This window comes from Pseudomonas sp. NFPP12, from assembly GCF_900103205.1.
Taxonomy (GTDB): domain Bacteria; phylum Pseudomonadota; class Gammaproteobacteria; order Pseudomonadales; family Pseudomonadaceae; genus Aquipseudomonas; species Aquipseudomonas protegens.
This window is the reverse complement of the sequence record NZ_FMWW01000008.1, coordinates 238,742-256,840: the sequence shown is the minus strand read 5'-3', so window position 1 is coordinate 256,840 and position 18,099 is coordinate 238,742. Positions and strand designations below refer to the sequence as shown.

Annotated in this window: 20 protein-coding genes; 3 read left to right on the top strand and 17 right to left on the bottom strand. The window is 66.5% G+C overall.

Annotated features, from left to right (window positions below; translation table 11 throughout):
• The first annotated feature begins 110 nt into the window (after positions 1 to 110).
• Positions 111 to 581 carry an Lrp/AsnC family transcriptional regulator gene (locus BLS75_RS30485; protein ID WP_011062321.1) on the top strand — a complete coding sequence of 157 codons (471 nt, stop codon included), beginning with the start codon at positions 111 to 113 and terminating at the stop codon, positions 579 to 581.
• Positions 582 to 584: 3 nt separating this feature from the next.
• Here the strand turns inward: BLS75_RS30485 and BLS75_RS30480 are convergent, their stop codons facing one another.
• On the bottom strand, positions 585 to 1,475 hold the full coding sequence (locus tag BLS75_RS30480) for a LysR family transcriptional regulator (RefSeq protein ID WP_019092925.1): 891 nt from the start codon (positions 1,473 to 1,475) through the stop codon (positions 585 to 587).
• Between the two features lie 98 nt (positions 1,476 to 1,573).
• Here BLS75_RS30480 and BLS75_RS30475 point away from each other — a divergent pair, with 98 nt between their 5' ends.
• Both BLS75_RS30475 and BLS75_RS30470 read left to right on the top strand, forming a co-directional pair.
• Positions 1,574 to 2,572: a cyclase family protein gene (locus tag BLS75_RS30475; protein WP_019092926.1), complete on the top strand. Its 999-nt coding sequence runs from the start codon at positions 1,574 to 1,576 to the stop codon at positions 2,570 to 2,572.
• A 108-nt stretch (positions 2,573 to 2,680) separates the two neighbouring features.
• Positions 2,681 to 3,670, top strand: coding sequence for a diaminopimelate epimerase (locus BLS75_RS30470; RefSeq protein WP_072452623.1), 990 nt, complete (start codon positions 2,681 to 2,683; stop codon positions 3,668 to 3,670).
• 83 nt (positions 3,671 to 3,753) lie between these two features.
• On the opposite strand, the gene codA is transcribed toward BLS75_RS30470, so the two are convergent.
• From codA to BLS75_RS30390, 16 genes are all read right to left on the bottom strand, one after another.
• Positions 3,754 to 5,010: a cytosine deaminase gene (gene codA, locus BLS75_RS30465; protein ID WP_072444590.1), complete on the bottom strand. Its 1,257-nt coding sequence runs from the start codon at positions 5,008 to 5,010 to the stop codon at positions 3,754 to 3,756.
• Positions 5,011 to 5,180: 170 nt separating this feature from the next.
• On the bottom strand, positions 5,181 to 6,452 hold the full coding sequence (codB, locus tag BLS75_RS30460) for a cytosine permease (protein WP_072452625.1): 1,272 nt from the start codon (positions 6,450 to 6,452) through the stop codon (positions 5,181 to 5,183).
• Between the two features lie 172 nt (positions 6,453 to 6,624).
• Positions 6,625 to 6,822 (bottom strand): helix-turn-helix transcriptional regulator, encoded by a 198-nt coding sequence (locus BLS75_RS30455; protein ID WP_015636377.1) that lies wholly within the window; start codon positions 6,820 to 6,822, stop codon positions 6,625 to 6,627.
• Positions 6,819 to 7,193, bottom strand: a complete 375-nt coding sequence (locus BLS75_RS30450) for a hypothetical protein (RefSeq protein ID WP_011062314.1) — start codon at positions 7,191 to 7,193, stop codon at positions 6,819 to 6,821. Before BLS75_RS30450 ends, BLS75_RS30455 begins: the two co-directional genes overlap by 4 nt.
• A gap of 86 nt (positions 7,194 to 7,279) precedes the next feature.
• A complete protein-coding gene (locus BLS75_RS30445; RefSeq protein ID WP_011062313.1) occupies positions 7,280 to 7,903 on the bottom strand; it encodes an NUDIX hydrolase in 624 nt (207 codons plus the stop codon).
• A gap of 101 nt (positions 7,904 to 8,004) precedes the next feature.
• Positions 8,005 to 8,976 (bottom strand): oligopeptide/dipeptide ABC transporter ATP-binding protein, encoded by a 972-nt coding sequence (locus tag BLS75_RS30440; protein WP_072452627.1) that lies wholly within the window; start codon positions 8,974 to 8,976, stop codon positions 8,005 to 8,007.
• Positions 8,973 to 9,968, bottom strand: a complete 996-nt coding sequence (locus BLS75_RS30435; RefSeq protein ID WP_072444587.1) for an ABC transporter ATP-binding protein — start codon at positions 9,966 to 9,968, stop codon at positions 8,973 to 8,975. The genes BLS75_RS30440 and BLS75_RS30435 overlap by 4 nt, the downstream gene beginning before the upstream one ends.
• The gene (gene ddpC / locus BLS75_RS30430; protein ID WP_015636372.1) at positions 9,965 to 10,864 is read right to left on the bottom strand and encodes a D,D-dipeptide ABC transporter permease; all 900 of its coding nucleotides are present in this window, start codon (positions 10,862 to 10,864) and stop codon (positions 9,965 to 9,967) included. The genes BLS75_RS30435 and ddpC overlap by 4 nt, the downstream gene beginning before the upstream one ends.
• A gap of 1 nt (position 10,865) precedes the next feature.
• Entirely contained in the window at positions 10,866 to 11,882 is a 1,017-nt protein-coding gene (locus BLS75_RS30425; RefSeq protein ID WP_072452629.1) for an ABC transporter permease, read from the bottom strand.
• Between the two features lie 118 nt (positions 11,883 to 12,000).
• Positions 12,001 to 13,575 carry an ABC transporter substrate-binding protein gene (locus tag BLS75_RS30420; RefSeq protein ID WP_072452832.1) on the bottom strand — a complete coding sequence of 525 codons (1,575 nt, stop codon included), beginning with the start codon at positions 13,573 to 13,575 and terminating at the stop codon, positions 12,001 to 12,003.
• 148 nt (positions 13,576 to 13,723) lie between these two features.
• Positions 13,724 to 14,281 carry a D-alanyl-D-alanine dipeptidase gene (ddpX, locus tag BLS75_RS30415; protein WP_019092933.1) on the bottom strand — a complete coding sequence of 186 codons (558 nt, stop codon included), beginning with the start codon at positions 14,279 to 14,281 and terminating at the stop codon, positions 13,724 to 13,726.
• 32 nt (positions 14,282 to 14,313) lie between these two features.
• Entirely contained in the window at positions 14,314 to 15,174 is an 861-nt protein-coding gene (locus tag BLS75_RS30410) for a MurR/RpiR family transcriptional regulator (protein WP_015636369.1), read from the bottom strand.
• A 140-nt stretch (positions 15,175 to 15,314) separates the two neighbouring features.
• On the bottom strand, positions 15,315 to 15,821 hold the full coding sequence (locus BLS75_RS30405) for a nucleoside 2-deoxyribosyltransferase (RefSeq protein WP_072452632.1): 507 nt from the start codon (positions 15,819 to 15,821) through the stop codon (positions 15,315 to 15,317).
• Between the two features lie 17 nt (positions 15,822 to 15,838).
• Positions 15,839 to 16,291, bottom strand: a complete 453-nt coding sequence (locus BLS75_RS30400) for a GNAT family N-acetyltransferase (RefSeq protein WP_176876784.1) — start codon at positions 16,289 to 16,291, stop codon at positions 15,839 to 15,841.
• Between the two features lie 83 nt (positions 16,292 to 16,374).
• Positions 16,375 to 16,731 carry a 6-carboxytetrahydropterin synthase QueD gene (gene queD / locus BLS75_RS30395; RefSeq protein WP_011062303.1) on the bottom strand — a complete coding sequence of 119 codons (357 nt, stop codon included), beginning with the start codon at positions 16,729 to 16,731 and terminating at the stop codon, positions 16,375 to 16,377.
• 129 nt (positions 16,732 to 16,860) lie between these two features.
• Positions 16,861 to 17,940 carry a patatin-like phospholipase domain-containing protein gene (locus BLS75_RS30390; protein ID WP_072452640.1) on the bottom strand — a complete coding sequence of 360 codons (1,080 nt, stop codon included), beginning with the start codon at positions 17,938 to 17,940 and terminating at the stop codon, positions 16,861 to 16,863.
• Positions 17,941 to 18,099 lie beyond the last annotated feature (159 nt).

Here is an 18,099-nt window from a genome sequence, read left to right as displayed (position 1 = left end):
GGTTGCGGGTGAAATAAATTTGCGCGGGCCGGCGGTTTGTTTCGCATAATCGGCGGCTGTGCACAAAAACGTTGCAGTGCGTGCCGTTCCTTCCCGGAGTTTTCCTGCCCATGAATGCCAGCCTCGACGCCTACGACCTGAAGCTGCTCGCCGAGCTGCAACGTGACGCCAGCACCGCGCAAAGCGAGCTGGGGCTGCGGGTCAACCTGTCCACCGCGGCGGTCAACCGGCGGCTCAAGCGCCTCTGCGACGAGGGGGTGATCGAGCGCTACAGCGCCATCGTCGCGCCGGATGCCCTGGGGCACGAACTGAGCATCATCGTCGAGGTGCAAGTGGAGAGTGAGCGCATCGACCAGATCGACGCCCTCAAGCGCAACTTCCAGGCCTGCCCCCAGGTCCAGCAGTGCTACTACGTGGCCGGCGAGTGCGATTTCGTGCTGATTTTCTGCGTGCGCAACATGGCCCAGTACACCCAGCTGACCCGCGAACTGTTCTTCGACAACCCCAACGTCAAGCGCTTCAAGACCCTGGTGGCGATGAACCGGGTCAAGGTCGGCCTGGAAGTGCCCACGGCCGGCTGAGGTTCAGGGGGCCTGCAGCGCTTCCACCAGGAAATCCACGAACACCCGGACCTTCTGCGACAGGTGCCGCTGGCTGGGGTACAGCGCATAGATATGCCGCCCGGGCAGGTGCTGGTCCGGCAGCACCCGCAGCAGTTGGCCGCTGTCCAGCAATGGCTGGGCGACAAAGCCCGGCAGGGCGCCGATGCCCAGGCCGGCCACCAGCATGTCGGCCAGCAGCAGGCTGTTGTCCGCGGAAAAATGCACCGGCAGCTCCAGCCGCGTCTGGCCTTCCGGGCCTTGCAGGTGCCAGCGCCCCGGGTGTTCCGCCAGGCGGTAGGCCAGGCAGCGGTGCTGATGCAGGTCGGCGATGCTTGCCGGCGTGCCCGCGGCCTGCAGGTAGGCCGGCGCGGCGCAGATGATCTGCTCCACCTGCCCCAGCTGGCGGGCGATCAGCGAGGAGTCCTCCAGTTGCCGGCGAATCCGCAGCGACACGTCGAAGCCTTCGCCCACCACGTCCAGCACCTGGTCGTTGAGGGTCAGGTCCACCTGCAATTGCGGGTAGCGCTGCATGAAGGCCACCAGGATCGGCGACAGCACCTTGAGCCCGAAGGACAGTGGCGCATTCACTCGCAGGCGCCCGCCGGGTTCGTGCAGGCCGGCCTGGGTGGCCCGCTCCAGGGCGTCCAGTTCGTCCAGCAGGTGGCAGCACTCGCTGAAGTAGCGCTGCCCGGCCTCCGACAGGCTCATGCGTCGGGTGGTGCGCAGGATCAACAGGCTGCCCAGGCGCTCTTCCAACTGGCGCACCTGCTTGCTCACCGCCGCCGTGGACTGCCCGAGGTCGGTGGCGGCCTGGCTGAAACTGGAGCGTTCCGCCACCCGGCGAAAGGTGCGCATGGCCAACAACACATCCATATTGTTTCTCCCGGGTTGAATATGTATCCACGAAATGGCTGATTATCTCTGATCTGCCACTCAATACCATGGGCACCTCATTTCACAGGAGTGTTGTCATGGCGATTCGCGCAATGTCGAAGATGGTTTCCGGGCTACTGGCCCTGTCCCTGGTCAGCGGGCTGTGCAGTGCCGCCGAGGCGGCCCGGCCCGAGGTGGGCATCAGCCCATGGGGCCCCAAGGACGAGATCGGTCGCCTGAACCTGATCACCCCCCAGTCCCGGGCGGCGATCATGGCCCGGGTCACTGGTGAACAGGCCTATGACCTGGCGGTGGATTACTTTGTCGGCATGCCCAGCTGGCAGGCCGCCGGCGACCCGCCTTACCAGATGTGGATGACCCACACCCCCCACGGCAACGTGATCGCCGACCCGATGCAAGTGGGCGAGCCAATGAACCAGCACGTCAGCTACAGCGGTTCGGCGGTGTCGATGTACGCCCACATGGGCACCCATATCGATGCCCTGAACCACTTCGGCCTCAACGGCAAGATCTGGAACGGCTACCGCGCCGACCAGCACCTGGGGGACCGCGGCTGGAACGTCACTGGTGCGGAAAAACTGCCGCCGATCATTGCTCGCGGTGTGCTGATCGATGTGCCCGCGGCCAAGGGCCTGGAGCAGTTGGCGGACAGCTACCGGGTCACCCGCGCCGACCTGCAGCAGGCCCTGGCCAGGCAGAAGGTGGCGCTGGAAAAGGGCGACGTGGTGCTGATCCGCACCGGGCGCATGCGTGACTACGACAATGCCCAGCGCTACATGGCCAACCCGCCGGGCCTGAGCCTGGACGCGGCGAAGTTCCTGGTGGAAGAGGGCGGCGCCATGGTGGTGGGGGCGGACAACCTGAGCTTTGAAACCTTCCCGTCCGAGGTCGAGGGCAACTACCTGCCGCTGCACACTTACCTGCTGGCGATGCAGGGCGCGCCGATCATGGAGCTGGTGAACCTGGAAGGGCTGGCCCGGGACAAGGTCTACCAGTTCGCCTTTATCGGTGCCTCGCTCAAGTTGCGTGGCGCGGACGCCGCGCCGATCCGGCCCATGGCCCTGCCGATCCGCTGAGCCGAGGCGTGGCGATGCCCCGCGCGCTCACCGGGAGTCTCCAGGCCTCTGGTCGAGCCGCCGGTTTCTCCGTAATGTCAGCGGCTCGGTTTTCCAGGAGGCGGTGTGATGGCGGCGTTCTACGATGCACGGGGCAACATCTATGGGGTGGTGACACCCGCGCGGTTGCGCAGCCTGGGGGTCGCCTTGCCCGGCAGCGCCGCCCAGGCCGCGCGGGACCGGCGCTTGTGGAGCGAGCAGGCCATCGCCGCCCTCTGTGACTGGGCTCCGGGCACCCGCCCGCCGGGGGCCAAGGCCCACCGTAGCGACGGTCTGCTGGTGGGGCCGTTCCAGGACGTGGCGCCCTTCGATCTGCTGATCGTCAACACCGACGGCACCCTGGCCGAGCGCAGTGGCAATGGTTTGACGATCTTTGCCCAGGCCCTGGCCGAGCAGGGGTTGCTGGCCGAGCAGGGGCCAACCCTGTTGCAGGTGCACCATGACCAGCCCACCGGTACCTCGCCGGTGGCCACAGTGGTGGAGCCGGCCCGGGTGGCGGGGGTGCCAGGGTTCTGGCTGGACCTCGGCCAGCCGTCCTTCGGGCCCGAGGCGGTGGCCGCCATTGGCGTCGAGACGGTGACCCTGAACGGACGCGAACTGAGCCGGGTGGCGCCGTTGCAGGCACTCGACCCGCGGTGGGAGCACAGCCAGTTCGTGCGCATCGGCAACCCCCACTGCGTGACCCTGCTGGAGGATGCCGAGGCCTTGCCCGGCAACCCGCAGATGCTCGAAGCGCCCCTGGCCGAAGGGCTGACGGCCACTGCTTTTGCCTTGCCCCTGGGCAGCGGCGAACCCTGCCCGGCGGGGGTCAACCTGCAATGGGCGGCGCGGGAATCGGCGCAGCGCATCGTCGCCCGGGTGTTCGAACGGGGCGAAGGGCCGACCGCGTCGTCGGGCACCAGCGCCAGCGCCGTGGCTAGCGCGGCGTGGCGGGTGGGCTGGGTCAAGGCTGGCGAGGTGCAGGTGGTGATGCCCGGCGGCACCGCGCCGTTGCGCCTGGAGGAACAGGATGGCGAGCTGCGCCGGGTCTGCCTGTTTGGTCAGGCCGTGCGCTTGTAGCTTCTTGCAGGAGCCGGCTTGCCGGCGAAGGCGATCTGACGGGCGCCTTCGCCGGCAAGCTGGCGCCTACGGTTTTTTGCAGGTCATGCGTCTTGCCATTGCACCTGGGCCATTTGCCGTTGCATCAGCACCTTGCCGTGGCGGATGGAGTACAGCGCCAGGCCCTGGCTGCGGATCATTTCGTAATCGCTGTCGGCAGACAGGATCAGCAGGTTCGCCGGGCGACCTTCTTCGATGCCGTAGCGCTCGCCCAGGGCCAGGGCCTTGGCGCTGTTGTCGGTGACCAGGTCCAGGGCGTTCTGCAAGTTGCGGTAGCCGAGCATGTGGCAGATGTGCAGGCCGGCTTCCAGTACCCGCAGGATGTTGCCGTTACCCAGGGGGTACCAGGGGTCGACAATCGAGTCCTGGCCGAAGCACACGTTCATCCCGGCCTCCAGCAGCTCATTGACCCGGGTCACGCCGCGGCGTTTCGGGAAGCTGTCGAAGCGCCCCTGCAGGTGGATGCTTTCGGTGGGGCAGGAGACGAAGCTGATGCCCGAATGCCCCAGCAGGCGGAACAGCTTGGCGCAGTAGGCGTTGTCGTAGGAGCCCATGGCGGTGGTGTGGCTGGCGGTGACCCGGGAGCCCATGCCCCGGCTGCGCGCTTCTTCGGCCAGCACTTCAAGAAAGCGCGAATGCGGGTCATCGGTTTCGTCGCAGTGCACGTCCACCAGGCAATCGGTGCGTTCGGCCAGGTCCATGAGGAACTTCACCGAGCTCACGCCTTGGTCCCGGGTGTATTCGAAGTGCGGAATACCGCCCACCACATCGGCGCCCAGGCGGATGGCTTCTTCCATCAGCTCGCGGCCGTTGCGGAACGATTCGATGCCTTCCTGGGGGAAGGCGACGATCTGCAGGTCGATCAGGTGCGCGCTTTGCTCGCGCACTTCGAGCATGGCCTTGAGGGCGGTGAGGTCCGGGTCGGTGACGTCGACATGGGTGCGTACATGCTGGATGCCGTGGGCGGCCAGGGCGCGGATGGTCTTGTGGGCACGGGCGCGGGTGTCTTCGGCGGTGATGGTGGCCTTGCGTTCGCCCCAGCACTCGATGCCTTCGAACAGGGTGCCGCTCATGTTCCAGCGCGGCTCGCCCGCGGTGAGGGTGGCGTCCAGGTGAATGTGCGGTTCGACGAAGGGCGGCACCACCAGGTTGCCGCCGGCATCCAGGTGCTCGGGGCCGAAGGCCGGCGCGGCGGTGGGGGCGTCCGGGCCCTGCTGGACGATGCGGGCGATGCGGCCGTTTTCCAGGTGCAGTTGGTGCAGGCCTTCACGGTGGCGCAGGCGGGCGTTGGTGATCAGCATCGGAGCGGTTCCTCGGGTCGGGCAATCAGCGGTTCAGCCGTGGGATCCGGGCGGCGGCCCTTGTCCCTCGGTCATTGGGCTGTGCTTCAACCGGTACCGGTCGAAGCAGGCAACTGGTTCGGGGCGGGTCATGATAGACCCTGAACGCGCCGGGAGGGCAAGGCCCGGGTTCAGGCCCGGGCGTCGAGGGTGGCGCTGGTGCGGGCGCCGAGCCAGGCGCTGAGCAGGACATAGCTCAGGCTGGCCACGCCGATGCCCACCAGCGGCGCGACCCAGGGCGAGCAGAAGGCCGCCAGGGTGCCCAGGCCATAGGCGGCCAGACCCGGCCAGTTCCAGGCCGGCAACTGGCTGTCGGCCAGGCGCGGGTAGCGGCCGCGCCAGCGGTAGAAGAAGTCCGCCATGATCACCCCGCCAATCGGCGGAATCACCGTACCCAGCAGGATCAGGTAGGGCACCAGCAGGTCGTACATGCCGAGCATCGCCAGCAGGGTGCCGATCAGCGCGCCCACCAGGGTCACGGTCTTGCGCCGGTCGGTGCGCAACAGGTTGCAGCCGGCCACGGCGAAGTTGTAGATGGTGTTGTCCTGGGTGCTCCAGATGTTCAACAGCAGCATGGCCATGGCCGCCATGGCAAAACCCTGGAGCAGCAGCACTTCGACCACGTCCGGCTGCTGGTAGACGATGGCGCCGTAGGCACCGATCAGCACCATCAGGCCGTTGCCGATAAAGAAGCCGATCAGGCTGGCGCTCACCGCCACCCGCGCCGAGCGGGAAAAACGGGTCCAGTTGGTGGCCTGGGTGGCGCCGCTGACGAAGGTGCCGAACACCAGGGTGATGGCGCTGGAAAGGTCCAGGCTGGCGCTTGGCGTGACCCTCAGCAAACCGTCGAGGCCGCCGACCTGCCGGGTGGCCACCCACATCGACAGCAGCAACAGCAGGCCCATGGCCGGCACCGCGATCCAGGACAGGATCTCCAGGCCGCGATAACCGATGTAGGCGGTGGCGCAGAAGGCCATGCCGAACAGCAGCATCAGCCCCAGTACCGCACCCGGATCCAGCTGGAAATACTTGCCCAGCACCACCGCGGCGGTGGCGGTGCCCCAGGCGTACCAGCCGATCTGGGTGAAACCCAGGATCAGGTCGCTGAGCTTGCTGCCCCGTTCGCCGAAGCAGAAGCGCCCCATCAGCACCGTGTTCAGCCCGCTCTTGAAGGCGATGTAGCCGAGGCTGGCGGCGTAGATCCCCAGCAGCAGGTTGCCGACGAGGATCACCACCAGCAGGGTGGTGAAGTCGAAGGCCACCCCCAGCTTGCCGCCGGCGAACATGGTGGCAGTGAAGAAGGTGAAGCCCAGCAGCACCATGGCCATGGAGGCCAGGCCCTTGCGGGCGTGCTGCGGAACTTCGCTCAAGGGGTAGTCGTTGCCGGGTTCGTGCTGGGTCATGGGCCTGTCCCTGGTCGCAGTGATGCCACGCTGTTGCAGGCGCCGTGCCAATCCTTGACGGCAGGGCCGGGCGCCCCAGCAGTTATAGCCGATGCCCGTGCCCCTGCACCGGGTGCCTGTGGCCCGGGGGCGAAAGCGGTGCACCCTTGGGCCAGATTGGTTCACCGGCGGTTCAGTCCTCGTCGGGGCTGAAAATGCTTTCGATGGGCAGCTGGAAGGCCCGGGCAATCTTGAACGCCAGGGGCAGGCTGGGGTCGTAGCGCCCGGTCTCGATGGCATTCACCGTCTGCCGTGACACCTCGAGGCGGGTGGCCAGTTCGGCCTGGGACCAGCCTTGCCGGGTGCGCAGTTCGCGCAGTTGGTTGTTCATCGGTAGCGCCGCACGCCGGCCACCGTGGCCAGGGCCCAGACCAGGCCCATCACGGGCCATACGTAGAACATCGAGAGCCGGGGCAGGCCGGCGGTTTCCAGGAAGCCGTAGCTGAAGGTGATCAGCGCGGTGCAGACAAAGGACAGGCCCAGGGCTTCGAGCTGGATGCGCCGGGCCAGTTCGTCCATGCGTCGCAACTGGCGCACCACCGCCAGGGCCATGGCAACCATGGGGATCACCGGCACCAGGGCCAGGGCGATCTTGCCCGGGCCCGGGTTCATGTCCGCCAACCAGTGGCTGCTCAGCAGCACGCAGGCGATGTAGGCCAGCAAGGCCAGGCCGAATTCCCTGAAATAGCGTTTGGTGCCCATGGGCGATCTCCTTTTAGTAAAGTGTCCTTTACATTAGGCGGGGCGCTTTTTCATGTCAAGGGTGCTTTACATCGGCGCCGTCGCGCTCAGTCGAAGAGGGCCACGCTGCGCCGGCCTTCGTGGAAGTCGAAGGCCTCCTGGATATCCCGTTCCACGGTGCGTCCCTGGGACAGCGGCGGCAACTGGTCCGGGGCGAAGAACGCCGCGTCGCTGGTTTCGCTGCCGGCCATCGGAGCCTCGGCGTCTTGCCGTTCGCAGAGGAAGTAGAGCTTGTAGAAGTCCCGGTGATCGGGCTTGTAGGGCCCCTTGGCCTTGTGCCGCAGGCCGTACAGCTGGCGCACCGAAACCTGCAGCCCGGCTTCTTCGCGGATTTCCTTGATGATGTTCTGCGCCGCCGACAGGCCCACATCGGCGTAGCCCCCGGGCAGGGCCCAGAGGCCGTCGTGCTGCTCGCGCACCAGGAGGATCTTGCCGTCCTCGATCAGCGCGCCGCGCACTTCCACCATCGGCGTCGAGTAGCGCTGGGCGAAGTCCGAGACCAGTTCGTTGATGCGCTCCAGGGGCACGTTGCCCAGCTGCGCGAGCATGTCGTGGGCGATCTCGGCGACTTCCTGGTAGCGCTCGCGATCATGCACGTCGCGGCAAAAATGCAGGCCGGTGGAGGCGATGGCTTGCAGGCGTTTGGCGTGGGTCAGCCAGCTGCTTTCCATGAGAGAGGTTCCTGCAACGTCAGAGAGAAGGCGCTTGTTTTAAGCCCTGGGCGCGCCGGGAGCAAGCACCACGCCGTGGTCGGCGGCGTGGCGCGGTGGGATCACCCGGTGAGCTGTTGCCGATGGCAACGCACTTGCTGCGTCGCATCGCCCAGCAGCTGTTGCGGCAGCTCGCAGCCCGGGCCGCGGCGGCTGCAGCGGTCGAAGAAGAAACAGCCGGCGGGCAGCTTGCGGTTGCCCGGCAGTTCGGTGGGCGCCGAGAGCTGGCTGTCCGCCAGGGGCGCACCGAGGCGCGGCATCGCCTCCAGCAGCAGTTGGGTATAGGGGTGGCGCGGGCGCTCCAGCACCTGTTCGGCGCTGCCCAGCTCGACGATCTGCCCTAGGTACATCACTGCCACCCGGTCGGCCATGTGCCGGACCACCGAGACGTTGTGGGAGATCAGCACGAAGGTCAGGCCGCGGCTGCGTTGCAGGTCCGCCAGCAGGTTGAGGATCTGCGCCTGCACCGAGATGTCCAGGGCCGAGGTCGGCTCGTCGAGGACGATGATGTCCGGGTTCGACGCCAGGGCCCGGGCAATGGCGATGCGCTGGCGTTGGCCGCCGGAGAACTGGTGCGGGTAGCGCTCCAGGTATTCGCCGCGGATGCCTACCTGCTGCGCCACCTTGGCGGCGATCTCACGCATGTGCGCCACCGGGGTGTTGCCCAGGGCGAACAGCGGCTCGGTGATGATCTTCCAGATCGGCAGGCGCGGGTCGAGGGACGACTGCGGGTCCTGGAACACGATCTGCACGTGGCTGTGGCGCTCTCGGTCGCTGGCGTAGGCCCAGCGCAGGTCGCCGCTGCTGGGCTTGACCAGGCCCATGAGCAGTTGCGCCAGGGTGCTCTTGCCGCAGCCGGATTCGCCGACGATGCCCAGGGTTTCCCCGGGGCGCAGCTCCAGGTCGATGCCGTTCAGGGCATGGGCGAAGGCCCGCGGCCGGCCCAGCCAGTCGTTGCTCAGGGGAAAGCGCACCTGTACATCGTTGAGGCGCAGCAGCGGCTCGCTGCCGGCCCGGGGTTGCGAAGCATTCATTGGGCGGACTCCGGGGCAGCCAGCCAGCAGGCACTCTTGTGCTGCTGGCTGGCATTGATCGAATGCAGCGGCGGCCGTTGGGCACACACCGCCATGGCCTGGCTGCAGCGCTCGCGGAAGGTGCAGCCGCCGGGCAGGTGAGCAAGGTTGGGCACCTGCCCGGGAATGGTCAGCAGCGGCTCGCCGGGGCGCACTTGCTCCGGCAGGCCGCTGAGCAGGCCGCGGGTGTAGGGGTGTTGCGGGTCGAGCATGACCTGGGCAGTACTGCCTTGCTCCACCACGGCGCCGGTGTACATCACATAGACCCGGTCGCAGAACTGCGAGACCACCGCCATGTCGTGGGTGATCAGGAGGATCGCGGTGCCCCGTTGCCGGGCTTTCTCGCGCAGCAACAGCAGCACCTGGCGCTGCACGGTCACGTCCAGGGCGGTGGTCGGCTCGTCGGCGATCAGCAACTGCGGATCGCAGGAAAACGCCAGGGCGATCATCACCCGCTGGCGCATGCCGCCGGACAGCTCGAAGGGGTAGGCCTGGAGCACCTGCTCGGGGTCGGCGATGTGCATGTCGCGCAGCAGGGCGATGGCCTTGGCCCGGGCCTCGTCCTGACTCAGGCGCTGGTGATGGATGATCACGTCGAGCATCTGCCGGCCGATGCGCCGGGTCGGGTTGAGGGCGGTCATCGGTTCCTGGAAGATCATCGCCGCATCGCGGCCACGGATCTGCAGCAGCTGTTTTTCCGGGGTGGTGAGCATGTCGCGGCCCAGCAGGCTCAGGCTGCCGGAGGTGATGCGGTAGCTGCGCTCGGGCAGCAGCCGCAGGCTGAGCATGGCGGTCACCGACTTGCCCGAGCCGGACTCGCCGACCACGCCGACGATTTCCCCCGGGTTGACGTGCAGCGACACGCCGTTGAGGGCCTGCACATTGCTGCGGTAGGCGGGGAATTCCAGGCTCAGGTTGTCGATGTTGAGAACGGCGGATGAGCTCATGGTCATTTCCCCTGTTGCCGTGGGTCGAGCAGGTCACGGATGCCGTCACCCAGCAGGTTGAAACCGGTGGCGGTGAACAGGATCGCCAGCCCGGGAAAGGTCGAGTACCACCAGTTGTCGAGGATGAAGTTGCGCCCGGTGGCCACCATCGCCCCCCATTCGGCGGTGGGCTGCTGCGCACCCAGGCCAATGAAGCCCAGGGCCGAGGCCATGAGGATGGCGCTGCCGATGTCCAGGCTCAGTTGCACCAGCAGCGGCGGCATGGCGTTGCGCCCCACGTGCCAGCTGACGATGTGCCAGCGCCCGGCGCCGTAGGTCTGCGCCGCCTTGACGTAGCCCATCTGGCGGATGCTCAGGGCCTGGCCCCGGGCCAGGCGCACATAGAACGGAATGCGCACCAGGGTGATCGCCAGCATGGCGTTGAACAGGCTCGGGCCCAGGGCGGCGGCCAGGGCCATGATCAGCACCAGCGATGGCACCGAGAGCATGATGTCCATCAGGCGCATGATCAGGCTATCGAAGCGCCCGCCGATGATCCCCGACAGGCAGCCCAACAGGCCCCCGGCCAGGCACGAGGCGAAGGCCACGAACAGGCCCACGCCCACCGACTGGCGGCTGCCATGGAGCACCCGGCTGAACAGGTCGCGGCCCACTTCGTCGGTGCCGAACCAATGGGCGGCGCTGGGAGCGGCCAGGCGTTGGGCCAGGTTCAGGGCATTGGGATCATGGCTCGACAGCCAGGGGGCGAAGGCCATGCACAACAGCACCAGCAGGGTCATGCACAGCCCGGCGATGGTCAGCGGGCTTTGCCGCACGCGGTAGCCCAGGTAGGCCAGGCGGGTGCGCCAGCCGCTGGCCTGGGCGGTGGGTTGTGGCAGGGGAATGTTCAAGGGAGCGGACATCTCAACTTACCTCGCCAATGCGCGGATCGATCACCCGGTACAGCAGGTCGATCGCCATGTTCAGCAGCACATAAATGAACGACACCAGGATCGCGAAGCCCATCACCGCCGGGAAATCCAGGGCCTGGATCGACTTCACCACGTAGGCGCCCATGCCCGGCCAGGCGAATACCGTCTCGGTCAGTACCGCGCCGTACAGCAAATCGCCCAGGGTCAGGCCGAGCACCGTCACCGAGGGGATCAGGGCGTTGGGCAGGGCGTGGCGCAGGATCACCGCCCAGCGCGACAGGCCGTAGGCCCGGGCGGTGCGGATGTAGTCTTCGCCCAGTTGGTCGAGCATGGCCGAGCGGATCTGCCGCGCCACCACCCCGAGGTTGACGAAGCCCAGGGTCACTGCCGGCAGGATCAGGTGCTGCAGGGCATTGAGGAACAGCGGGATGTCCCCGGCCAGCAGCGAGTCGATCAGGTAGAAGCCGCTGACCGTGGGCGGCGGCTCCAGGCCTTCGTCCAGGCGCCCGCTGCCGGGCAGCCAGCCGAGGTGGCCGTAGAACAGCACGATCAGCCCCAGCCCCAGCCAGAACGCCGGGGTGGAAATGCCGGTGACCGCCAGGGTGCGGGCGATCTGGTCGATGAAGCGGTTGTGATAGACCGCCGACACTACCCCCAGCGGCACCCCCACCAGCACCGACAGCAGCAGGGCGGCCAGGGCCAGCTCCAGGGTTGCCGGGAAGAAGTTCTGCAGGTCCTCCAGCACCGGGCGGCTGGTGCGGATCGAGGTGCCCAGGTCGCCGTGCAGCAGGTCGAGCATGTAGCGCCCGTACTGCTGGTACAGCGGCAGGTCCAGGCCCAGCTGGTGGCGGATGTTCTGCACGATGGCATCGCTGGCCCGGTCGCCGGCGATCAGCCGCGCCGGGTCACCGGGAATCAGGTGCGAGATGGTGAAGGTAATCAGCGAAACCCCGACCACGACCAGCAACAGGCCGAGCAGGCGTTTGCGCAACATATTCAGGAAGGCCATGAGGCAACCTCGTTAACGCTTGACGAACGGCAGGGGGCACGACGGCCCCTCGCCGGGGACACGGCAACCCGGCGCCACCCCGTTTCAGGGGCAGGCGACGGGGAACGCAGGGCCGGTCCTACTTGCTGATTTCGGCGATGTTGAACACCTGTTCCAGCATCGGGTGGAACACGTAGCCCTTCACCGAATCGCGCATCGGCAGGCTGTAGTTCTTCTGGTACAGGTAGGCGTAGACGTTGTCCTTGAGGACGATCCTCTGCGCTTTCTGGTACAGCTCGATGCGCTTGGCGGTGTCGTTGGTGGCCGCGGCATCGCGGATCAGGCTGTCCACCTCGGGGTTGCTGTAGAACGAGCGGTTGCCCGGCAAGCCCTGCAGGCTGGAGTCGAACCAGAAGTTCATGAACATGTAGGGGTCGGCGAAGTCCGGGCTCCAGGAGCCGATGGCCACGTCGTAGTCGCCCTTGCCCACCCGTTCGCGCATGGTGGCGTTGGCCAGCTTCTCCATCTTCAGGTTGATGCCCAGGGGCGCCAGGCCCGCTTGCAGGGTCAGTCCGATGGACTCCCAGTTGGCGTCCTTGTCCGAGTAGAGGTAGGTCAGGTTGCTGATTTTCTGCGGGACCTTGGCCAGGCTGGCCTTGGCGCCGTCGAGGTTCTGCTGCATCAGCGGCAGGCTCGAATCGTGGGCCCACATGCCGTCGGGGATCGGCCCGTTCATCAGCTTGGCCTGGCCCTTGAGGATGCCGTCGACGATGCCCTTGTAGTCGATGGCCTGGACCAGTGCCTGGCGCGCTTCGACGTTGTCCAGGGGCGCACGCTGGTTGTTCAGGTACAGGTAGTTGACCCGCAGCGAGGGGAAGGTCTGGATCACGATGCCTGGCTTGCCGGCCAGGGTGCCGAGCTGGTCTTCGGGCATGTCCTCGATGATGTCCAGGTCGCCGCGTTCCAGTTGCAGGCGGCGCACCGAGGCCTCGCTGATGATCTTGATCACCACCTTGTTCAGGCTCGGCTTGGGGCCGGCGTAATAGCTGTTGGGTTCCAGCGTCAGCGCCTGGCCCTTCTGCCAGTTGCTCAGGCGGAAGGCCCCGGAGCCGGCGGTGTGGGTCGAGAGGTAGGCGTTGACGTCCTCGCCCTTGTTGGCCACGTCCGGGTTGATGATGCCGCCGCCGTTGTGGGCCAGGGTGTAGAGGAAGGGCGCGTAGGGTTTCTTCAGGGTGAAGCGCACGGTCAGCGGGTCGACCACGGCCACGCTCATGTCATCCGGGAAGGCGCCGGACGGGCCTTGCTTGAGCTGCATCAGGCGGTCGAAGGAGAACTTCACCGCGGCGGCGTCCACCGGCTTGCCGTCGTCGAACTTGTTGCCCGGCTTGAGCTTGAAATCCCAGGTCAGGTTGTCGGCGGAGGTGCTCCAGCTCTCGGCCAGGTCGCCCTGGACTTCGGTGCTGCCCTTGCCGTTCTCGACCTTGTAGGTCACCAGCTTCTGGTAGGCCGGGTAGGTCACGGCCCAGTCGTTGTTGTCGATGGTCACGGCGGGGTCGAGGGTCTGCGGGTCGGCGGCCTTGCCGATCATCAGGGTGTCCTTGGGCGCGGCGGCGCTGGCTGCCTGCCACGCGCCCAGGCTCAGGGCGGCGCACAGCAGGGACAGGGCGACACGGGTGGACAGACGCACATCAGGGTGATTGCGGTTAGGGGTCATGCCGGTTTCCTTGATCATTCGATGTTGGGAAGTTCGTCAGGTTTTTTATAAAAGCTATAACCGGGCAGTTGTTGCTGAAGCAGTGTTGCAGTAGGACCGGCTTGGGGCAGTTAGCTGCCTGTTGTTGTGGCCGGTGGGGAGCGGGAAATCAGTGTTCGAAGGGCTGGTCGTGCTCCTGGATCAGGGGAAAGTCCTCGGCGTTGGGCAGCTCGTAGTGCCACCACTCGGTGGGGATGGCCTCGAAGCCGGCGCTGAGCATGATCCCCAGCAGCATCAGGCGGTTGCGCTGCACCTGGGGCGGCAGGTCGCTGTAGAACTGGTGCGACTTGGGCTCCATGGCGTCGAAGGCGGTGCCCATGTCCAGCGGCTGGCCGGTTTCATCCACCAGGGTCAGGTCCACGGCCACGCCCCGGGTGTGGTGCGAGCCCAGGCGCGGGTCGCGCACGTAGTCCGGGTTGGGCAGGGCCTGCCACAGCAGGTGCTGGGCGTAGGCCGGGCGGTAGGCGTCGTAGATGCGCAGGCCCAGGCCGGCCATGCGTGCCAGCTGGCTGGCCTTGTACAGGCAGGCGGCGGCGTCCTTGTGCAGCAGGCAGCGGGCGTTGCGATAGATCACCTGGCCGGCCAGGTTGTCGGCGCCGGCGTAGATCAGGTCGATCTGAAGCTGATGGCGCTGGGCGTCGATTTCGACAAGGGGGCTGTTGTTCACTCACTCACTCCATCTGGGTTAACGCTTGAAGGTCAGGACTCGAACTGGCCGAAGGCTTCCTGCAACTGTCGGTTCTTGGCCAGGCGCTGGTCCAGGCGCTCGCCATAGCCCTCGGCCACGGCGGACACCATCAGGTTGAACAGGCAGGTCAGGGGCGCGAGGGAATCCCAGAACTGGCCGACATCGGTTTTCAGTTGCAGCAGGTCCAGCGGGTAGTCCCGGGCCCAGGGGCACTGCAGGTCGGTGACCAGGGCCAGGGGCAGGGCGTTGGCATTGGCCACTTCGCAGAAGGTCTGGGTGATGCTGGAGTAGGCGCGAAAGTCGGAGATGATCGCGTAGGGCTTGGCAAAGCCGGAGTTCAGGGTCTCGGCGTAGATGCCTGAAAGCCCGTCCACGTAGTAGACCTTGGGCCGGATGTATTCCAGGTGGCTGTGGAAGGCGTTGAGGATGCCCCGGGTCGACTGGATGCCGATGATGAACACCGCGTCGGCCTCGACGATCTGTTGCACGATGGCGGCGAAGGGCTGGCTGCGGGCCAGGCCATAGACATGCTGGATGGCCTCGATCTCGCGATGCATCGAGCGCTCCAGGGCATCGTCCTGATGGGCTTCGCTGCGAAAGGCGCCGAGCCGGTCGGTGATCAGCCAGGAGGCCGGGGCATCGCCGCGCAGGCCTTGCTTGACGTCATCCAGGTTGCGATAGCCCAGCGAGCGCAGGAAGCGCCCCACGGAAATTCCCGTGGTGCCGGCTTGCTGGGCGATGCTGTCGGCGGTCTCGAAGGGCAACTGCTGGAGGTTGGCCAGCAGGTAGGTGGCGATGCGCTTGCCGGTGGGGGTCAGGCTTGCAAACTGCTGTTCCAGGGTGACTTGGAAACTGTTCTTGTCCATGACCATCTCGCCGGGCGTTCGCTGGAAATGTTATTTGTGTTTCATTTTTGTATCTCGTGTTAGAAACATAACATCGGCTTTCGCGACAAGACAAGGCTTTTGTCCAGGGTGGTCGTTTTCGGCAGAAAGTGACGTTGCCGGCTATCTCAGCCCGATGGAGGGGAAGCGCCCAGCCAGCGCCCGAGGTCGATGATGGCGGCTTCCACGCTGCTGCTGCGGCCGCTCCAGCTGCAGGCCAGCATCAGGTTGCGCGGCAGGTTGAAGTCCTCCACCGCAAAGCCCTGGGTGTCGCGCCCGGCGTGATCGTGGGGCACCTGCCGGCGCAGGGTGGCGGGGCCTTCGAAGTAGGCCCACACCGGTTTGCCCAGGGCGACCGCCGCGCCCACTTCGAAGGCGGTGCCGGAATCCGGCTCCAGGCCGCGAAAGTCATTCAGGTTGGCCAGCAATGCATCGCAGCCGCGGATCATCTGCAGGTTCTGCCGGTAGATCCACTGCGCGGTGGCTTCTGGCGTGAGGCGAGGTGGCGCCTGGTTATCCAGGGGAAACAGGCCGTGCAGGCCCTGGGCGCTGCACAGTTGCTTGAGGTATTCGCCATGGGCCGGGGCGTCGGCGCGAAACACGTCGAAGCCGGCGAGGTAGATACGGGGAGGCATGGAGAGGGCTCCTGGGTTCAGTCCAGTGGCTTGCTCATGTACACCCGGTGCAGGCCGTGCTCCACGACGCGGTGGGTTTCCACGTAGCCGTGGCGGCTGTACAGGGCGATGTTCTCGCTCATGGCTGCGTTGGTGTACAGGCGCACGCAACTGTGACCGGCGGCCACGGCCTGTTGTTCGGCAAAGGCCAGCAGTTGCCGGCCATGGCCCCGGCCCTGGGCCTCGGGGTGGACCGCCAGGTTGTCCAGCAGCAGGGCTTGATGGGCGTCCAGCAGGACAACGAAACCGGCGATTGCCTGCTGCTCCTCCAGGACCCAGACCTGCCGGGCCAGCACCAGGCACGAATAGTCTTCGAGCATGGGCGCCGGTTCCCGGCCGATCCGCGCGATATAGGGCGCATAGGCGCGCTTGGCGATGCCTTCGATGGCGGCGAGGTCGGGCAGGGCAGCGGGGCGAATGGTCGGCGGCATGGGCGCGAGTGCTCGGGTAACGGCGGGGTGGGGCAATCATAGGCATAAAAAAACCACCCCGTGGGGTGGTTTCTTCGGCGGGCTTATTCGCCGCGGTAGATGCAGCCGCTGGTGCAGGTTTCGTGGATGCGGATCGCACTCAGCTCCGGCAGCAGGGGCTTGAGCTCATTCCAGATCCATTTGGCCAGGACTTCGCTGGTGGGGTTTTCCAGGCCGGGAATGTCGTTCAGGTAGTTGTGGTCCAGGCGCTCGTACAGCGGCTTGAAGATTGCCTTGATTTCCGAGAAGTCGCGGATCCAGCCGGTGTGTGCGTCGACCTCGCCACTGAGGTGGATCGCCACCTTGAACGAGTGGCCATGGAGGCGGCCGCACTTGTGGCCCTCGGGCACGAAAGGCAGGCGGTGGGCGGATTCGAAGGTAAATTCTTTGAAGATTTCCACAGTGTCGGTCAGCTCTGTCAGATGGCTATCGCCCGGGGGCGAGTTGAGGCAGGCGGCGAGTTTATCAGCTTGCCCCGGCGCTTGCGGAAAAACCCTGACTAAAGGGTCAGTGCGCGGCCTGGGGCAGCCTCACAGGCTTTGCAGGCGTTCGCCCAGGCGATTCTGCGCCGCCAGTTCGAGGAACTCGTCCCCCAGGCGCCGGCTTTCGTCCATGGCGCTGCGCCAGTATTTTTGCCGGCCGGCGTCATCGCCCATGAAGCGCTTGAAGTCGTTGCGGTCCGGCAGTTTGCCGTAGGGCAGGCGCGCCAGGTATTCCTTCGACGGCGCCAGCAGCAAGACGTCCCGCAGGCGTTCGGGGCTGGCCCGGCGCCAGGGCAGGGTCTTGTCGAACCAGCCGGGGATCACCCGGTCGGTGAAGTGCGGGTAGAGCACGATGTCGCTGCCGCTGTAGGGCAGGTCCAGGTGGTAGTCCAGCAGGCCGCCGTCGCGGAAGGTGCCGGCCCCGGCGCCGGGCAGTTCGCGCACGCCCTGCATGACCATGGGGATCGAGCCCGAGGCCAGCAGCGCCTGGCGCAGGTTGCCGCGGTCCAGGGGCACGAAGCGCGAGGGGAAGTCTTCCAGGGTGTGCAAGGGCGGGGCCAGGCGCGGGTCGTGCAGTACCAGGCGCTCGAAGTGCCGGGCCAGGCGCGCGCGGCCCCGCAGATTGTCGGCGATCACCGAGGACAGCCCCAGGCCGAGGCGCCCGCGATGGTCGTCGGCGAGCAGGCCGTGGCTTTTGACCACCATGATGTTCAGCCGGTAGTGAGGGTTGTCGAGGATCGAAGCGTCGCGGCCCTCCAGCAGGTCCTCGAGCATGCGCCGGGAGCTCTGGCTGATCTGCGCCATGGTCACGCCCTTGGCAAAGCTCTGGGCGTTGTACAACTGGCCGAGGCGGCGGATGCCTTCGGCGGCGTCCGGCAGGCAGGCGCTGGCGAAGCGCCAGGAACCCACCGAGGCGCCGATCAGCGAGCGTTCCCGGGGCGCCGATGGCAGCCATTCACCGAACAGCGCCAGGTCCAGGCCCTGGATGCCCAGGGCCTTGGGGCCGCCGGCGGCGCCGGGCAAGGTGCCGACTTCACGGGGGTGCAGGCCTTGCTGGCGGATGCGGGCCAGGGCGCGGGGGCCGGCCTTGAGGGTCAGGGCGGGAAACTTGATATGGATGGCGGTCATACCGGGCTCACTCTTGAATCAGCCGCCGAGTATAGAGAACCCAGGAGCCGGGGGCCGAGTGAAACTTATGTCGGGGGCCATGCTGGCCATTCAGTTTCAATTAAGTTGCCTTGGGTATGGTCTGCGGCATCGGCCTTTGGCCACCGACTTTGGAGAACT